Genomic DNA, 18,619 nt, shown 5'->3' with positions numbered 1-18,619 from the left:
AGTTGGCTGTGAGCGGGGGCGGCTACCGCCTGCTGGCGCGCCGGTACCCGAGGGTGGCCGGTACCGCGAACAGCACGATCGCGGCGGCTGACCAGAGCAGGGTGAGGGTGAGCGGCCGGGCCAGTTCGCCGCCCTGGGCCAGGGCGCGCATGGTGTCCACGGCGGTCGACATCGGCTGGTTGTGCACGATCGGTTGCAGCCACTGCGGGTAGGCGGCCAGCGGGACGAATCCGGTGCTGAAGAACATCATCAGCGAGGTGAGGATCGTGATGCCTTCCACCAGGGTGGCTTTGGCGGTGAAGACCGCGACGGCGGTGACGACGGTGGCGAAGGCCAGCCCGAACAGGGTGGGCACGAGCAGGAACGCGATCGTCGCGCCGAGGCCCTGCTGGAACCGGAACCCGAGCAGATAGCCGACGATGACCACGGTGACGGTGCCTGCGAAGATCCGGCACCCCTCGGCGAGGATGCGCGAGGCCAGACCCGACGCGCGATGCACCGGCAGCACCCAGAACCGGGCGAGCAGCCCGGCATCGCGTTCGCGCCCCAGCAGCACCCCGCCGGCCACCGCGCCCGACAACGCGCCGACGACGGCGACCATCGGCACCGACCCGTAGAGCGCGTCCTGACCGGTGAACTTCTGGATCTGCCCGCCGACCACGATGTCGAGCATCAGCAGCAGCAGGCAGGGGATGAGCAGAGTCTCCAGCAGCGTGATGGGGTTGCGGGCCCAGCGCAGCAGCAGCCGCTGGGTCTGGATGACGGTGTGCCGGATCAGGGCGGCGGCCGAGGATTCGGGTGCGGCGCGCAGATCGGCGGATCCGGTGACGGGCAGGGTCATCATTGCCTCCGCGCACTCAGCCGCACGGCCGCCGGCACACAGACCGCCAGGATGCCGAAGGCCCACGCCAGCGGCGGACCCATCAGCGCCCACGTCACCTCGCCGGCGTTGCCGAGGGTGTCACCGGCCAGGGCGCGCAACGCGATGACGAACTGGGAGATCGGCTGGTTGCGCACGAACGGCTGCACCCACTCCGGGAATTGGGCGGCCGGTGCGAGCCCGGTCGAGAGCATCCCGAGAATCAGCGGCGGCAGCACCAGCGCCTGCGTGATGGCTTCCGGGCTTTTCGACAGCGTCCCGATGACGTCGGCGGCCAGCGTCAGCGCGATGCCGATGAGCAACGCGAACAACAGGAACCCCAGCGTGTGCAGGGCGTCGAGCCGGAACCGGAACCCGATCACATGCCCGCACACCAGCGCCGTGGTGAGCGCGATGACCAGCCGGAACACATTGCCGGACATGCGCGCCGCGACCGGGACGAACGGATTGATCGGCATGGCCCCGAAGCGGCGGTTGAGCCCGGCGACGGCGTCGGTGGCCGACCGGAACGCCGCCGAGATGGCGGTGAACGCCGCGGCTTGCAGGATCACGATCGGCATCATGAACTGCGCGTAGCTGCTGAAACCGGTGCCCGCGAACATCATCACCGTCTTCAACGGCAGATAGAAGCTCGCGGTGAACGCGGCGGGCGCGAGTACCGAGGACAGCACCTCACCGGATTTCACCGATGGCACGATGAATCGGGCGGTGAGCACCCACCATTGCGCGGTGGTGACCGGTCTGGCCCGGGTGTGCGTCAGGGGAATGGCCGTGGTCATGACAGCGCCTGGACCGCGGCGGGTTCCGGCTCGTCGGCGGTCTCGGTGGTGGCGAGGTGTCCGGTGAGCTGGAGGAAGACGTCGTCGAGCGAGGGCCGGCGCAAAGCGATGTCGACCAGTTCGACGCCGGCCGCGTCCAACCGGCGCAGCGCCTCGGCGAGGGTTTTCGCGCCGTCGGGGGCGGGGATGGCGATGCGGTCGGATTCAGTGGTGAACATGGCCCGATTGCCTTCGGGCAGTAGCGAACCGAGCGCTTCGGCGATGGCGGGCAGATCGCCGAGATCCAGCGGGACGACTTCGCAGTAGCTGCCGCCGGTGCGGGCCTTGAGCTCGTCGGCGGTGCCTGCCGCGATCACCACGCCGTGATCGATGACGATGATCCGGTCGCTCAACGCATCGGCTTCTTCCAGGTATTGCGTGGTGAGCAGGGTGGTGATGCCGGCCCGCTGGAAGCCGGCGACCAGATCCCAGACCCCCTGCCTGCTGCGCGGATCCAGGCCGGTGGTCGGTTCGTCGAGGAACACCACATCGGGCCGCACCACCAGCCCGCAGGCGATGTCGATGCGGCGGCGCATCCCACCGGAATAGGTGCCCACCCGGCGTCCGGCCGCCGCGACCAGGTCGAAGGCGGCGATCAGTTCGTCAGCGCGGGCGCGGGCGGCGCGTTTGCGCAAACCCATCAGCCTGCCGAACATGACCAGGTTCTCGTAGCCGCTGAGCATGTCGTCCAGGGCCGCGTACTGGCCGGTCAGCATGATGGAGCGGCGCACCGCGGCCGGATCGGCGACCACATCGTGGCCGGCGACCACCGCGCGGCCGCGATCGGGTGGGATCAGCGTCGACAGGATGTTCACCGTCGTCGTCTTGCCCGCCCCGTTGGGGCCGAGGATGCCGAGGACCTCGCCGGGCGCGGCGTGGAAGTCGACGCCGCGCAGGGCGTGGACGGCGCCGAACGATTTCTCCAGGCCCTCGACGAGGACGCCGTGGTCGGGACTCATTGCGGGCCTCCCAGGTGGGTATCGAGCACCTGCGCGATGATCGACAACGCGTACGGTGTGGTCAGTTCGTCGTGGGTGACATCGACGTCGTGGTTGGTGATCGTGCCGGTCACGTAGGGCCGCCAGCCCTCGGGCCCGAAGATGGGGGAGCTGTCGACGGTGGCGCTGACGTAGACGATGTCGCCGTCGTAGCGCGGACGTTGGTAGCCGGTGCGGGTGCGCGCCGAGGCGTTGTAGGAGCCGGCCATTCGTTCGATGGTGGCGGCATCGATGACCGAGACGCCGCCGAAGCGTTCGCGGATCAGCTCGGCCGCTTCGTGTGCGCTGGCGTCGGCGGGCACATTGTCGATGCCGAAGACGGCGCCGAAACTGTTGACGAACGCGCCGGGGGTGAGCCGGTCGATGCTGTCGCCGTCGATATCGGCGGTATCGGCGTCCAGCAGCGCGACCACGCCGACCTCGAGGCCCTGGGCCCGCAGTTTCGCCGCCATGTTGTGGGCGATGAGCCCGCCGAAGGACCAGCCGAGCAGGTGATACGGGCCCTCGGGCTGAACGGTGCGGATCTCGCGGATGTAGCATTCGGCGAATTCGTCGATGGAGCGGGCCGACGGTTCGCGACCGGACAGGTCGGGCGCCTGGAGTCCGTAGATCGGCCGGCCTGGCCGCAGCCGTTCGGCCAAACCCAGGTAGCTCCACGCCATTCCGGAGGAGGGATGGACACAGAACAGGGCGGGTTCGCTGCCGTCGGGGCGGATCGGCAGCAGCACATCGAGACCGAGTCCGGGGGTCGGCGAGGGCGACGCGGGTGCGGCTTCGGTGCGCTGGGCTTCCGGTGAGCACGCGTAGGTCGCGAGGGCGCTGAGCGCATCGACCCACAGCGCGGCCAGTTCCTCGACCTCGACGCGGTCGAGCAGGGTGCGCGGATAGCCGAAACTGGCGTGCAACCGATCACCGATGACCACCGAATCCACCGCGAGCGCGGCCATCAGCGGCACATCCGGATGCTCGGGGGCGGGCAGCTCGCCGAGGTCGTCGGTCGGCAGCCAGCCCAGCCCCTCCAGGCCGGCCGGGATATCGGCGGTGGAGTAGCGGCCGAGGTAGTTGAAGGTGACCTGCCCGGGCAGTTCGCGCGGAAGTTGCTCTGAGGTCTCGGGATTCAGGTAGCGCAGCATGCTGAAGCCGATGCCTTTGTCCGGCACCGCGCGCAGCGTGCGTTCGACGGCTCGCAGTGCCGCGCCCATCGCATGACCGCCGGCGTACGCCTCGTCGAGGTCGATGCCGGTGAGCGCCAGACGCACCGGGTACAGGCTGGTGAACCAGCCGACCGTGCGGGACAGGTCGGCGCCGGGCACCACGTCCTCTTGCCGGCCGTGGCCCTCCAGCCGGATCAGCGCGGACGTCTCGGCGGACCCGCGCCGGCGCACCAGGGCCAGAGCGAGCGCGGTGAGCAGCCCGTCGTTGACGCCGCCGCCGGACAGCCGCGGCAGATCGGCGAGCAGCACCGCGGTGACGTCGGCGGACACGTCCACCTCGACGATGCGCAGGGTATCGGACAGGTCGATCGCCGGATCCAGTGCGCGCGGGCCGATCAGCGGATCGGGCCCGTCCACCACCGAGCGCCAGTAGTCGAGTTCGGCGACGAAGTGCTCGCTGTGCGCCTGTTCGGTCAGCGCGTGCGACCAGCGGCGCATCGAGGTGCCGGTCTCGGCGAGCACCGGCACGGTACCGGCGCTGACCTGCGCCCAGGCCGCGATCAGGTCGGGCACCAGGATGCGCCAGGACACCGCGTCGACGGCGAGATGGTGCAGCACCACGATCAGCCGGCCCGGTTCGGTCCTGGCGCCCGCCGCACCCACCGGGTCCAGCCAGAGGAATTGGGCGAGCACGCCGACGGCCGGATCGAGCCGGTGCAGCGCCGAATCCAGTGCGGTGACCGCGAATTCGTGCAGTTCGACCGGATCGGCGCCGGCGTCGTGGGTGATCCGGTGCACCAGCGCCCCGACATCGACCGAGCCGGGCTCGCTGACGCTCCACTGCCAATCCGTACCCTCGCGGCGCAGCTGTGACCGCAGCATGTCGTGCCGGTCGACGACGGCGGTGAGGGTCGCGACCAGCCGGGTGCGGTCGATTCCCGGCGGCAGTTCGAGCACCGCGGTCTGGGCGAATCTGCGGAAATCGCCGCCGCGTTCGATCATGTACCGCACGATCGGGGTGAGCGGGAGCTCGCCGACACCGCCGCCGGGCAGTTCCTCGAGCGTCACCGCGGGACCCGCCGCGTCGGCGGCAGCGGCCAACGCCGCGACGGTGCGATGCTCGAACACCTGCAACGGCGTGCAGCTGACCCCGCGCAGTTTCGCCCGCGACACCAGCTGAATGGCCAGGATGCTGTCACCGCCGAGGGCGAAGAACGAATCGTCGGCGCCCACCCGCTCGCGGCCCAGCAGTTCGGCGAAGATTTCGGCCAGGGCCCGCTCGGTGGGGGTGCGCGGCGGGCGGTAGGCGGTCTGCTCGGTGGCGAAATCCGGTGCGGGCAGCGCGTCGCGGTCGAGTTTGCCGACGGCGGTGCGCGGGATCTCGTCGAGCACCACGAAGGCCGCGGGGACCATGTACGACGGCAGGATGTCGGCGGCGAACGCGCGCACCGCCTCGACATCGATCTCGGTGCCAGGGGCGCGCACCAGATACGCCGCGAGCGCCGTGGCACCGGTGGGTCCCGCGACGCCGAGGGTGACCGCGAAGTCGACGCCGTCGGCGCGGCCGAGCACGGCATCGATCTCGCCCAGCTCGACGCGTTGCCCGCGCACCTTGATCTGGAAATCGGTGCGGCCCAGGTACTCCAGCTCCACCCTGCCGGTATTCGTGCGCACCCAGCGGGCGAGGTCGCCGGTGCGGTAGAGCCGGGAGCCGGGCGCACCGAACGGGTCGGCGACGAAGCGGGCGGCGGTGAGGCCCGGCCGGTCGTGATACCCGCGCGCGAGGGCGGGGCCGGTCAGGTACAGCTCGCCCGCGACACCCACCGGCACCGGGCGCAGGTGGTCGTCGAGTACCAGCACCGCCGCCCCGCGAATCGGGGTGCCGATGGTGACCGGGGCGTTGGGCCGCAGCGGCTGCGAGGCGGTCGCCCAGATGGTGAATTCGGCGGGCCCGTACAGGTTCAGCATCCGCCGATGCGGGCCGGCGCACCAGCGCTCGACCAGTTCGGCGCCGACCGCCTCGCCCGCCACGGCCAGCATCCGCACGCTCGATACCGCGCCGGCGTCGACGGTGGCCAGCGCCGACGGCGTGATCACCAGATGGGTGACTTGCTCGGTGGCGATCAGCTCGGCCAGTGGGGTGCCGCCGTAGACCTCCGGCGGCGCGATGACGGCGGCCGCACCCGCACCGAACGCCATCAGCGCCTCGAAGATCGAGGCGTCGAAGCTCGGCGACGCCACCTGAAGGACCCGGGCCTGCTCGTTCAGCCCGAGCAGTTCGCGTTGGGCGGCAACCAGATCGGCGAGCCCGCGATGGGTGACGGTGACGCCCTTCGGTGTACCGGTCGACCCGGAGGTGTAGATCAACCACGCGGGCTGATCCGGATGCGGAGTGGTCGGTGCCGCCGGCTGGGTTGCGGTCTGGCCGTCCAGCACCAACCACTGTGTGCTGTCGGGCAGCGCGGCCCGGTGGGCGGCCACGGTGACGCCGAGTCGGGCCCGGGAATCGCCGAGCATGTGCTCGATCCGGTCCACCGGATGTCTCGGGTCCACCGGGAGGAATGCCGCGCCGGTCTTCGCGGTCGCCCAGATGGCGGTGAGCAGGGCGGCCGATCGTGGCATACCCAGGGCGACAACGGTTTCTGGCCCCACACCGGCCTCGGCCAGCTGTGCGGCGAGCCGGTCGGCGTCGGCATCGAGCTCGCGGTAGGTCCTGACCTGTCCGTCCGCGATGATCGCGGGACGATCCGGATACCGCCGGGCCGACTGCGCCAGGATCTCGGCGAGAGTGGTGGTCCCGGCGCTCTCGGGTCCGCGCACCGGCACCAGTTCGGCGCGTTCGGCGTCGTCGAGCAGATCGATCTCGGCGAGCGCGATGTCGGAATCGGCGACGACGGCGTGCAGCAGGCGGACCCATCGCCGGGCCAGCGTCGCCGCGGTCTCGGGTTCGAACAGGTCGGTGGCGTAGGTCAGCAGCCCGTGCACGCCCCCGGGGCCGTCCGGCCCGAAGCGTTCGCGCAGATCGAGAATGAGATCGAATTGCGCGCTGTCGCGCTGGAAGTCCTGCACTTGCACCCGCAGTCCGGGAAGTTCGAGGACCGGTTCGACGAAGTTCTGCAACGACAGCGACACCTGGAAGATCGGGTGGTGCGCGGTCGAGCGCGGCGGATCGAGCACCTGCACCAGCCGCTCGAAGGGCACATCGGCGGCGGCGAACGCATCCAGATCCCGCGCCCGCACCGCGGCGAGGAACCGGGCGAAGCCCGACCGCAGATCCACCGGTGTGCGCAAGGCCAGGGTATTGACGAACATGCCGACCAGCTGGTCCAGTGCCTCGTCGCCGCGACCGGCCACGGGGGTACCGATCACCACGTCGTCGGTGCTGCCGAGCCGGGCCAGCACGGCCGCCAGCGTCGCGTGCAGCACCATGAACAGGCTGGCGTCCTGCGCCGCGGCCAGTTCGGTGAGCCGCCGGTGCAGTGCGGCGTCGATGGTGAGATCCACATCCGCGCTGCGCATCGACTGCACCGCCGGACGTGGTCGGTCGGCGGGCAGATCGAGCACATCGGGGGCGCCGGCGAGGGTGTCGGTCCAGTACCGGATCTGCTGGGCCGCCATCGATTCCGGATCGGATTCGTCGCCGAGCAGCTCGCGCTGCCACAGCGCGAAATCGGCGTATTGCACCGGCAGCGGTGCTTGCTCGAATTCGCCCGCGCTCGCGGCCGCACCGCCGACCGGGACGGACCGATGCCTTGCATAGGCGGCCATCAGGTCGGTGGCCAGCGGCGTCATGGAGAATCCGTCGGCGCTGATGTGATGCACCACCAGGACCAGCACATGCACCGGTTCGGCGGTGCCGGTGAGCCGGAACAGGCCCAGCCGCAGCGGGGGCTGCTCGGTGATGTCGAATCCGACGCCGGTGAGTTCGGTGATGCGCACGCGCAGTGCGGCGCCGTCGTCGGTGTCGGTGACCTCGAGATCCGGCGTGGCGACCTCGGCGCCGATCACCACCTGGCGCGGTCCCTCGGCGTCGGCGGGGTAGATGGTGCGCAGGCTTTCGTGCCGCTCCACCACATCGGTGAGGGCGCGGTGCAGGGCGGTGCGGTCGAGATCGCCGGTCAGGCGCAGCGCGACGGCGATGTTGTAGGCCGCCGATGCCGGGTCCATCCGGTTGAGCACCCACATGCGCTGCTGAGCAGGCGAGAGCGGCACCCGGTCCGGTCGCACCCGCGGCGCGAGCACGAACCGGCCGCGGGCACCGTCGGTGGCGGGCACGATCCGCGCCGACAGCTGGGCGACGGTGGGCGCGTCGAACAGATCGCGCAGCGCGACGGTCGAGCCGAGCGCCGCATTCACCCGCGCCACCACCCTGGTCGCGCTGAGCGAATTGCCGCCGAGTTCGAAGAACGACTCGTCGGCGCCGACCCGTTCGCTGCCGAGCACCTCGGCGAACACCGCGGCGACGGTCTGCTCCACCGGTCCGCGCGGGGCGAGATAGGGCCGCCGGGCCGCGGCGAAATCCGGCACCGGCAGCGCGACCCGATCCAGCTTGCCGACCGGCGTCAGCGGAATATCGTCCAGCACAACGACATAACCGGGCACCATGTAACCGGGCAGTTCGGCGGCGACCCGGGCCCGCAACTGCTCGGGATCGAGCACCGCCCCCGGGGCGGGGAGCACATACGACACCAGCACCGTCGTCCCGGCCGGTCCGGCGCGGCCGATGGTGACCGCGTATTCGACCTCCTCGGCCGCCGACAGCACCGCGTCGATCTCACCGAGTTCGATGCGCAGGCCGCGGATCTTCACCTGGAAATCGCTGCGGCCCAAGTACTCCAATGTGAGCCGGGAATCGCCGTCGCGCACCCAGCGCACCATGTCGCCGGTCCGGTACATCCGCTCACCGGGCGCACCCGACGGGTTCGCGACGAAACGCCCAGCGGTCAAGGCAGACCGGTTGAAATAGCCGCGGGCCAGGGCCGGTCCGGCCAGGTACAACTCGCCCGCGACCCCGACCGGCACCGGCCGCAACCAGGTGTCGAGCACCAGCGCCGACGCCCCGCGGATCGGCCCGCCGATGGTGATCGGCGCCTCCGGGACGAGCTCGGCGGGACCGGTGGCCCACACACTGAATTCGGTGGGACCGTAGACGTTCACCATGCGCCGCCCCGGCGCCCACCGCGCGATCAGCTCCGCGGTCGCGGCCTCCCCGGCGACGGCCAGCAGCCGCAGCTGTGACAGCCCGTCGGGTTCCATGGTGGCCAGCGCCGACGGCGTGATCACCGCATGGGTGACGCCCCGGGCGCGCAGCAACTGCTGGAGTTCGCTGCCGCCGTAGACCTCCGGCGGCGAGACCACCAGCCGCGCGCCCGCGCTGTGCGCCATCACCAGCTCCGACACCGACGCGTCGAAGCTCGGCGAGGCCACCTGCAACACCGCCGCCGCCGGGTCGATACCCAGCGATTCCCGTTTGCCCGCAGCCAGATTCGCGATACCGCGATGGCTCACCAGGACCGCCTTGGGTTTGCCGGTGGAGCCGGAGGTGTAGATCAGATACGCCGTCTGGTCCAGGTCGATCGGGCCGCCGCGCTCGGCGTCGGTGATCGGGGCGGCCGAGACGGTCATGGCGCGGCGCATGGTGGGCAGGTCGTCGAGCAGCAGCCAGTCGATGGTGCCGGGCAGGGCCTCGCCGATCTCGGTCACCGTCACCCCGATGGGGGCCTTCGAATCGGTGAGCATGTGTTCGATGCGCTCCACCGGATGACTCGGGTCCAGCGGCACGAACGCCGCACCGGTCTTGGCCAGCGCCCACACCGCGACCACCGATTCCAGCGAACGGGTCAGCGCCAGCACCACGAACACCTCGCGGCCGACGCCGCGGCGCAACAGCACGCGGGCGAACCGGTTGGACCAGGCATCGAGGTCGCCGTAGCTCATGGTGAGCTCGCCGGCGTCCACCGCGATCGCGGCGCTGTCGATGCGGGCGCCGTCGGCGAGGATATCGGGCAGCGGACGCTGCGGTGCCGACGGCGGGCCCTGCACCGGCGCGAGTTCGGCCAGTTCGGCGTCGTCGCAGTAATGCAGCCGGGCGACCGGGCGGTGCGGATCGTCGGCGAGCTGGGTGAGCAGCCGCACGAATCGATCCAGCAGGGGTCCGGCCTCGTTCGCGCCGATGTGATCGGCGAGGTATTTCAGGGTGATCCGCAGCGAATCGCGCCCGTCGAACCCGCGCAGTGGAATCACCATCAGGTTCAACGGGTATGGCGTGGCGTCGGTGCCCGTCACGTCGAGCACCCGCATGCCGGCGATGTCGAGGGCCTGCGACAGCGCCTCCCGGTCGATCGGATACGACTCGAACACCGCGAGGGTGTCGAACAGCTCCGGCAGCCCGACGGCCTGGTGGATGGCGGCCAGTCCGACATGCTGATGATCGAGCAACCGCGCCTGATCGGCCTGCATCCGCGCGAGCAGCTGCGCCACCGGCTCGCCCGGCTCGAACCGCACCCGCACCGGCAGCGTGTTGATGAACAACCCCACCATGTCCTCGACGCCGGCGAGTTCGGGCGGGCGCCCGGACACCGTGCCGCCGAACACCACATCGGTGCGACCGGTGAGCATGGCCAGCAGCATCGCCCATGCCGTCTGCACCAGGGTGTTCACGGTGGCGCCGCAGTCGCGTGCCGCCGACTCCAGCCGGGCGAGGGTCGCCGCGTCGAGCTCGACGGACAGCTCCGCGGTCTCCGGGGATTCGATATCGGCCAGCGACGCCACGGCTCGCGTCGGGGTGTCGACGCCGGCCAGGTACTCCGACCACGCCCGGATCGACGCGTCCTGGTCCTGTCCGGCGAGCCAGGCCAGGAATTCGCGGTAGGAGCGGGCGGGCGCGAGGGCGCCGGTGTCACCGGCGGTGACGTAGACGGTGAGCAGTTCGCGCACCAGCAGCGGCGTCGACCAGCCGTCGAGCACCAGGTGGTGGTTGGTCATCAGCAGCCGGTAGGTGTCCGGGCCGGTGTGGATGAGGGTGAACCGCAGCAGGGGAGGGCGGGTGAGATCGAATCGGGTGTTCGCGTCGAGGGCGATCAGCCGCTGGAGCTCGCGGTCGCGTTCGCTCTCGGCGGTGTGGCCGAGATCGATCTCCTGCCAGCCGACCTCGGCCGCCCCGAGCACCAGTTGACGTGGCCCGTCCGCGGTTTCGGTGAACGCCACCCGCAGGTTCTCGTGCCGGTCCACCAGCGCCTGCGCCGCGGCGCGCAGCCGGGCCGCATCGACCACGCCGGCGAGGGTGAGTAGCGACTGCACGGTGTAGCCGTCGGCGGTATCGGAGTCGTAGCGGGCGTGGAAGAGCAGCCCGTACTGCAACGGCGACAGTGGCCACACGTCCACCAGATCGGGGTATTGCCGTTCCCAGTCGTCGATCTGGGCTTGGGTCACGGTGACGAGGTCGAAATCCGACGGCGAGCGTCCACCGGCATCCGGGGTGGCGGCATGCCCGACCAAGGCGCGCAGCGCCGCCGTCCACAGGCCGGCGAGCTCGCCGACGTCGTCGGCGTCGAGCAGACGGCCGGCGTAATCCCAGGTCACCTCCAGCCCGCTGTCGGTGAGCACGGCGTTGATATCGATCACGGCGGGCAGCGGTGCGCGCTCGTCCTGGGTGGCGGTGAAGCGGCGCGGTAGCCACGCGCCGGAGTCGGCGGTGCCGGCCCGGCCGAGGTAGTTGAAGCCGAGCTGCGGTTGCGGTGTATCCGCCAGGGCCGCAGCGGAATCGGCGTCGAGGTAGCGCAACATGCCGTAGCCGACGCCCTTGTCCGGGATGGCGCGCAGCTGTTCTTTGGTCGCCTTCACCGCCGTGCCCGCGGCGTCGCCACCGGCGAACGCGTCGTCGAGATCGATCCCGGCCAGGTCGATCGCCACCGGGTACACGCTGGTGAACCAGCCGACCGTGCGGGCGACGTCGGCGCCCGGCAGGATCTCCTCGGCCCGCCCGTGCCCTTCGAGGGTGATCAGCGTGCCGGTGCGGGATCGCCAGCGGCACACGGCCATGGTCAGCGCGGTGAGCAGGACGTCGTCGGCGCCGCAGTGGAAACGGTCGGGCACCGTGGTCACCGCCGGATCGGCGATATCGGCCGGAATCGTCGTGCGGTGACGGCCCATGGTCGCGACCACGTCGATGGTCGGGTCCAGCCGGCGGGCGCCGAGGGCGGGGTCGTCGGTGGACAGAATGCGTTGCCACACCGGAAGTTCGGACACACGGCGGGGTGCTTGCTCGATCTGGGCGCGCGCCCAGCGCCGGAACGAGGTGCCGACGGGAGCGAGCTCGCCACCGGCGGCGGCAATCGCCAGATCCGGTAGCAGGATCCGCCAGGAGATGCCGTCGGTGACCAGGTGATGCAGCACCAGCCAGCACAACGGGTCGGCGTCGCCGCATTCGACGATGACGAAACGCGCCATCGCGCCGGTCGCGGGATCGAGCCGGTCGGCGGCCTCCTGGAGGGTGCGTTCGCAGGTCGCATCCGGGTCGGGCCCGGCCGCCACGACATCGATCAGCGCGTCGACCTCGACCGAACCACGTTCGGCGACAACCCATTCCCACTCGCCATCCACCTGCCGGAACGTCGACCGCAGCACATCGTGGCGATCGAACAGGGCGCGCAGCGCGACCCCCAGCTCTGCCCGGCCGAACCCGGACGGCAGCCCGATCAGCACCGCTTGCGCGAACCGGCCCCAGGTGTGGCCCTGCTCCACCATCGCCCACACGATCGGCGTGAGATCCACCGGCCCGACGCCACCGCCGGGCAGCTCCCGCACCCGCACCGACTCCACCGCGGTCGCCACGGCGGCCAATGCGGCCACCGTCTTGCGCTCGAACACATCACGCGCGCTGAAGCCCAGGCCCGCCGCCTTGGCCCGCGACACCAGCTGAATGGAGACGATGCTGTCACCGCCGAGGGCGAAGAAGCTGTCGTCGACGCCCACCGCGTCCAGGCCGAGGACCTCGGCGAACAGAGCGGCGAGCGTGTGCTCGGCCGGGGTCGACGGCGCCCGCCCGATGGTGGTTCTCGCAGTGAAATCCGGTGCGGGCAGCGCCTTGCGGTCCACCTTGCCCAACGGGGTGAGCGGCACCTGGTCGAGCATCACGATCACCGCGGGCACCATGTAGGCAGGCAGGGTCCGGCCCACCGCCGCCCGCAGGGCCTCCGGATGTACGTTCTCGCCGGTCGCGACCACGTACGAGACCAGAGCTGTTGAACCGGAGGGTGTTTCGGCGCCGAGGGTCAGCGCGAAATCCACGCCGGGCTGCTGCTGCAAGGCGTCGTCGATCTCGCCGAGTTCGACGCGAAAGCCGCGGATCTTGACCTGGAAATCGCTGCGGCCCTGGTATTCCAGCTCATGCCGTCCGTGCACGGGGATCCAGCGCACCAGATCGCCGGTGCGATACATCCGCTCACCCGGGGTGAAGGGGTCGGCGACGAACCTGCTCGCCGTCAGCCCGGTCCGCCGGTGATAGCCGCGCGCCACACCCGGCCCCGCCAGATACAACTCACCGACCGCGCCCGGCGCCACCGGGCGCAGCCACGCATCCAGCACCACCGCACGGACCGCCCGCGCCGGACTGCCGATGGTGACCGGGGCGCCGGGCGTCATCGGGGCGGTGAGGGTGGCGGTGACGGTGGTTTCGGTGGGGCCGTACCCATTGATCAGCGCGCGCCCCGCCCATGCACTCACCAGCTCCGGTGGGCAGGCGTCACCGCCGACGACTACCGTGCGCAGCCGAGGCAGCGTCGCCGGATCCAGCGATCCCACCACCGTCGGCGTGACGTTCAGGTGGGTGACCTCGTAGGTGCGCAGCACCTCGGCCAGCTCTTCGCCGGCGAACGCGGCGGGCGGCACCACCACCAGCGTCGCACCGGCGGTGTAGGCGATGAGGATCTCCTCGACGGAGATATCGAAACTGGGCGAGACAGCGTGCGCGACAACGGCATCGGCGTCCACACCGAAACCCGCGCCGGAACCCGCTGCTAGATCGGCGAGGCCGCGATGGGAGACCAGCACACCTTTGGGTAGCCCGGTGGATCCGGAGGTGTAGATGACGTAGGCGACCTGGTCCAAACGCACGGGCGCGCGGCGGTCGGCGTCGGTGATCGGTGCCGGATCCTGCGCGGCCACCGACTCGGCGGTGGCGAAGTCGTCGAGGACCAGCAAGCCCACATGGTCCGGTAGCGCCGTGCGCGCATCCGCCACCGTCACCCCCGCGACCACCCCACTGTCATCGATCATGTGCTCGATCCGGTCGGCCGGATACGTCGGGTCGACCGGCACGAACGCCGCACCGGTCTTGGCGATCGCGAACATCGCCAGCACCGACTCCACCGACCGCGGAATCGCTGTCGCCACCGCGCGTTCGGGACCCGCACCGGCCGCGATCAGTACCCGCGCCAGCCGATTGGTGTACTCGTCGACCTCCCGGTAGCTCATCCGCGCCGCACCGCCCACCAGAGCGACGGCCTCCGGGTCGCGCACCGCGGCGAGGAGTTCGGGCAGGGTGTGCTGGCCGCCGCCGGCCGGGCCGTGGGCGGGCACCAGTTCGCCGCGTTCGGCGTAGGTCAGCGGCTCGATGGTGGCCAGCGGCGCGTCGATGCCCGCGGCCAGGAATCGGTGCAGGAACAGCAGGAATCGTTCGTGATGGGCGGCTAGTTCGGCGTCGCTGTAAAGGTTGGCATTGGCCTGGAAGTCGATGTGGGTGCTCTCCCCGCCGACCCCCGGATACAGGTTGACGAACAGATCATCGATCAGCCCGGAGGTCAGCACGTGCAGCCGGCCGACGACCGCACCCAGGGTGATCCGGGTATCGGCCATCATCAGATTCACCGTCGGACCGAACGAGGCGGCCTCGTCCATCGCCCAGCCGAGATCGCGGACGATGTCCTCCTGCCGGTACCGCTGCCGCCGCAACGCACCGGTCAGCTCGCCCTGCGCGGCCAGAATCGCCGCACCCACCGTCATGGCCGGCGACAGCCGCAGCCGCAGCGGCACCACATTGGCGATCATCCCGCCGGACCGCCGCAGCGTGGCGGTGATCCGCGCGGACACCGGCAGGCTCAGCACCACTTCGCCGGCGCCGGTCATCGCCGATAGGTAGGCGGCGAACGCGGCCACCACCGTCGGCGCCATTCCCGACCCCGCCGCCTCGGCCACCTCGTCCAGCAGAGCCGCCGCCTCCTCCGGCAGGGCACCCGCCACCCGCGCCGGATGCGCCTCCACCTCGGCGGTGCGGCTGGCCAGATTCACCGGATCGGCCATCCCGGCCAGATGGTCGCGCCAGTAGTCCCGGTCGGCGGCGAACCGGTCCGAGCTGCGGTAGGCCAGATCGGCGTCGACGATGCGGCGCAGATCCTCGGCCTTACCCGGCGGTGCCTGCCTGCCCTCGACGGCGGCGTTGTACAGCTCGGCGGTGCGCTGCACCATGGCCAGCGCGCCCATGCCGTCGAGCACGATGTGATGGATCCGCGAGTACCAGAACCAGCGGTCGGTGCCGAGCCGTAGCAGCGCCATCCGCACCAGCCGGTCCCGGGTGAGCTCGAGCGGCGTGGCGTATTCGGCGCGCATCCAGGTGTGGGCGGCGGCCTCCGGGTCCGGCTCGCCGCGCAGGTCCAACTCCAGGATGCTGTCGTCCAACGTGGGATCGACGAGTTGGAACGGATGTCCGTCGACCTCGATCAGCCGCAGGTAGCCGGTGCCGAATTCGCGTCCGGCCCGGCGGGCGGCATCCGCGAGCGCCGTCGGATCGATGGGCCCCGCCAGCTCGATGTACTGGGCGATCGAGATCGGGGTATCGCCCGCGACGTGCTGGGCGAACCAGATGCCGCGCTGCGCGGCCGAGAGCGGGAACGCGCCCGCCGGAAGTGCGGGTGCGGAGTCGGTGGGTGCGGAGGATAGCTGTGTCATGGAAGTCCTACGTTCCGACCGCGCTGTAGCCGACCGAGGCAGTCGCCCCCGAGCTATCCCGGTGGTAGGTAGTACTCGCCGCGCAGCAACAACACGGCAAGTCCAGTGTGAACCGGTGCGGGGTGCGCCGTGGGCGGATCGGCCACACTGCGCGGCCGGAAATTTCCGGCTCCGGCCGCGCCGCGCGGCGAGCGGGAAAGCGCAGCTCAGGCCGAGCGCGCGGTGACCGCGAAATCGGCCTCGGTCAGCGGCTCATCGGAGCCGGCCAGGTAGCGGCGCAGGGTCGACCGGTCGTCGAGCACCAGCCAGGTGATCCGGTCGTCGAGATGGGCGCGCTCGTCCTTGGTAGTGACGCCGATGCCGGTGCCGAAGGCGGTGGATTCGCCGGTCCGCATCGTCATCGGGATGGCACCGATCTTGACCACGGCGCGTTCGGCGACCACGGCCTCCACCGGCTCGTCCACGGCGATCGCGACCCGGATGCCCGGACCGGCGCCGATCTCGAGCAGCAGCCGGGCCAGCCGATTCGACCAGCTGTCCAGCTCGGCATAGGACAGGGAGACATCCGCGGCGGAGAGCACGACCGCCTGCGGATCGACCGCGGCGGGCCGGATCGTCGGCAGCGCGGTGACGGTGCCGGTGTGCGATTCGACTGAAGTGTGCATGGTGCGAAGTCCCCTCGGTGGCGAAATGGAAGGCGATGTTCGGTGTCTTCCACTCTCGCCGCCGCGAGCCCCGCGCGGCAGCACCCCAAGGCGCGGGCCCGCACCCTCTCAGGGTGGCGGTTTACCCACCCAGGGTGCACCCGGAGGGGTCAGTCGGTGACGTAGGCGTTGAGGGTATTGCGCAGATCGGTGAGCACGGCGCGGGCAGCGGTCAGGCCCTGGGTGTGCCACAGGGCGTCGTCCACGGCGAACACCCGCCGATCGGTGGCCGCGCCGAGGGCCTTCCACTCGTCCGAGCGCAGCACCGCTTCGCCGTGCTCGCGGCCCTCCGGACCGGCGAACATGACATAGATCAGATCGCCCTCCACCGGCTGCAGATCGGATTCGTCGACGTCGAACGAGCCGCCGCGCTGGGCGGTCGGGCGATGCGCGCCGGTGAGGGCCAGCACCTGCGCGGGCATGGTCTCGTTGCCGAGCACCCGGGTGCCGTCGGCGGTGAAGCGGACGATGGAGGCCTGAGTCAGGTTGGCGGCCACCGCGTTTCCGGCGTCGGCGGCCTCGGTGCGGAAGTTCGCCAGCGCCGTCTCGGCCGCCCCGGAACGACCCAGGCTCGCGGCGATGGTGGTGAACTGGTCCTGCCAGCCACCCGTCACGCCCACCAGCACCGTCGGCGCGATCCCCGACAGCGCACCGAAATCGGCGCCCGGCGTAGGCATGTCACCGATGATGAGATCGGGGTTCAGCGCGGCGATCAACGCCGGATCGGGGTGCGCCACCGTGCCGACACCGGGAATCTCGGCGATGCCGGTGCCCAGATAGCCGGGCTGCGGGCTCGGCCCCTCGACCGTGGCCGCGCCGACCACCCGCTCCCACAGGCCCACCGCGCACACCGCGTCCAGCGCGGCGGTGCTGAGCACCACGATGCGCTGCGGATCGGCGGGCACCTCGGTGACGCCGAACGGGTGGGTGATGGTGCGGGTGGCGCCGGCGGCCGGATCGGGCGCGGTGGGCAGGCTGCACGCGTGCGCGGTATCGCGTTCCAGCCCCACCACGCCCGCACCGGCGATATTGGTCGTGGTGCGGATGATCGAGGCCGAATCATCGGCCGGCGTCGCGCAACCCGCGCCGGCCAGCGCGGCGCAGCCGACGACGACGGCGCCCATGATCGTGCGGATTCGGGTGCGTGCAAGGCCCATCGCGCTCACCGGCATGCGGGTGAGGGTACAGGCGCGCACCCGCGATCCGCCGGTGAGGTCGGCCGGTACTCAGCCCTTGTCGCCGCCGATGCTGAAGCGGGCGCCGTTGGGGTCGACGATGGTGGCCAGCCGGCCGTAGGCGGTGTCCTCGGCGGGTGCGGTCACCGTGGCGCCCAGTTGCACCGCCTTCGCGATCGTCGCGTCCACGTCATCGGCGCCGAAGTACACCGACCAGCCGCCCGGCGAGCCTTCCGGCAGGAAACTCGACCCGTCCATGACACCACCGCGCATCGGTTCGGTGGAGTGCAGCGTGCTGTAGCGGAACTCCGGTGATTCGGAGATCGGGAACAGGTCGTCCCAGCCGAACACCGCGCTGTAGAAGGCAATCGCGCCCGCGAAGTCGCGAGTGGTCAATTCGAACCAGGACGGTGTGCCGTGGTGCTCGCGCCACATTCCGCCCTCGACCAGCCCGACGGCCTCGAACCCGGCGAAGGTGCCGGTCTGCCAGACCCCGACACCCGCGCCCGCGGGATCACCGAGAATCGCCATCGAACCCAGGTCGCCCACCTGCATCGGCGGCACGACGATCTGCCCGCCGTGCTCGGTGGCCGCCTTCGCCGTGGCCTCCGCGTCGTCGACGGCCAGGTAGACCGTCCACTGGTCCGGGCTGTCGGGATCGTCGGGCATGCGGCCCATCCCGCCGCCGACGGCCTTGCCGTCCTTGCGGAAGGTGATGTAGCCACCGAAGGCGTCGTCGCGTTCGGCGGTCCAGCCGAACAGTTCTCCGTAGAAGGCGATCGTGCGGTCGGGGTCGGAACTGTAGACGTCGACCCAGCAGGGATCGCCGGTCCGGTGCGCTGCGTTCTGTGCCATCTGCGCTCTCCTCGGTACTGCACCGCCCTCGGCGGATCGAGGGCGGTGTCACCGATACAGACGGTGCCGGGCAGCGGAACTCATCGGTCCCG

General features: G+C 70.9%; 7 protein-coding genes. All 7 read right to left on the bottom strand.

Annotated elements, in window-relative coordinates:
• Window positions 1–22 precede the first annotated feature (22 nt).
• A complete protein-coding gene (locus NOCYR_RS20325) occupies window positions 23–844 on the bottom strand; it encodes an ABC transporter permease (RefSeq protein WP_014352277.1) in 822 nt (273 codons plus the stop codon).
• On the bottom strand, window positions 841–1,659 hold the full coding sequence (locus NOCYR_RS20320) for an ABC transporter permease (RefSeq protein ID WP_014352276.1): 819 nt from the start codon (window positions 1,657–1,659) through the stop codon (window positions 841–843). The genes NOCYR_RS20325 and NOCYR_RS20320 overlap by 4 nt, the downstream gene beginning before the upstream one ends.
• Window positions 1,656–2,657, bottom strand: coding sequence for a daunorubicin/doxorubicin resistance ABC transporter ATP-binding protein DrrA (locus NOCYR_RS20315; protein ID WP_014352275.1), 1,002 nt, complete (start codon window positions 2,655–2,657; stop codon window positions 1,656–1,658). The genes NOCYR_RS20320 and NOCYR_RS20315 overlap by 4 nt, the downstream gene beginning before the upstream one ends.
• Window positions 2,654–15,793 (bottom strand): non-ribosomal peptide synthetase, encoded by a 13,140-nt coding sequence (locus NOCYR_RS20310; protein ID WP_014352274.1) that lies wholly within the window; start codon window positions 15,791–15,793, stop codon window positions 2,654–2,656. Before NOCYR_RS20310 ends, NOCYR_RS20315 begins: the two co-directional genes overlap by 4 nt.
• 206 nt (window positions 15,794–15,999) lie before the next feature.
• Entirely contained in the window at window positions 16,000–16,458 is a 459-nt protein-coding gene (locus tag NOCYR_RS20305) for an AMP-binding protein (protein ID WP_014352273.1), read from the bottom strand.
• A gap of 149 nt (window positions 16,459–16,607) precedes the next feature.
• Window positions 16,608–17,669, bottom strand: coding sequence for an ABC transporter substrate-binding protein (locus NOCYR_RS20300; RefSeq protein WP_048833563.1), 1,062 nt, complete (start codon window positions 17,667–17,669; stop codon window positions 16,608–16,610).
• Between the two features lie 54 nt (window positions 17,670–17,723).
• Complete coding sequence (locus NOCYR_RS20295) at window positions 17,724–18,527, bottom strand: VOC family protein (RefSeq protein ID WP_014352271.1); 804 nt, start codon at window positions 18,525–18,527, stop codon at window positions 17,724–17,726.
• Window positions 18,528–18,619: the final 92 nt, after the last annotated feature.

The organism is Nocardia cyriacigeorgica GUH-2, from assembly GCF_000284035.1.
Classification (GTDB): domain Bacteria; phylum Actinomycetota; class Actinomycetes; order Mycobacteriales; family Mycobacteriaceae; genus Nocardia; species Nocardia cyriacigeorgica_B.
The sequence above is the reverse complement of the archived record's forward strand: the minus strand, read 5'-3'. Positions and strand labels throughout refer to the sequence as shown.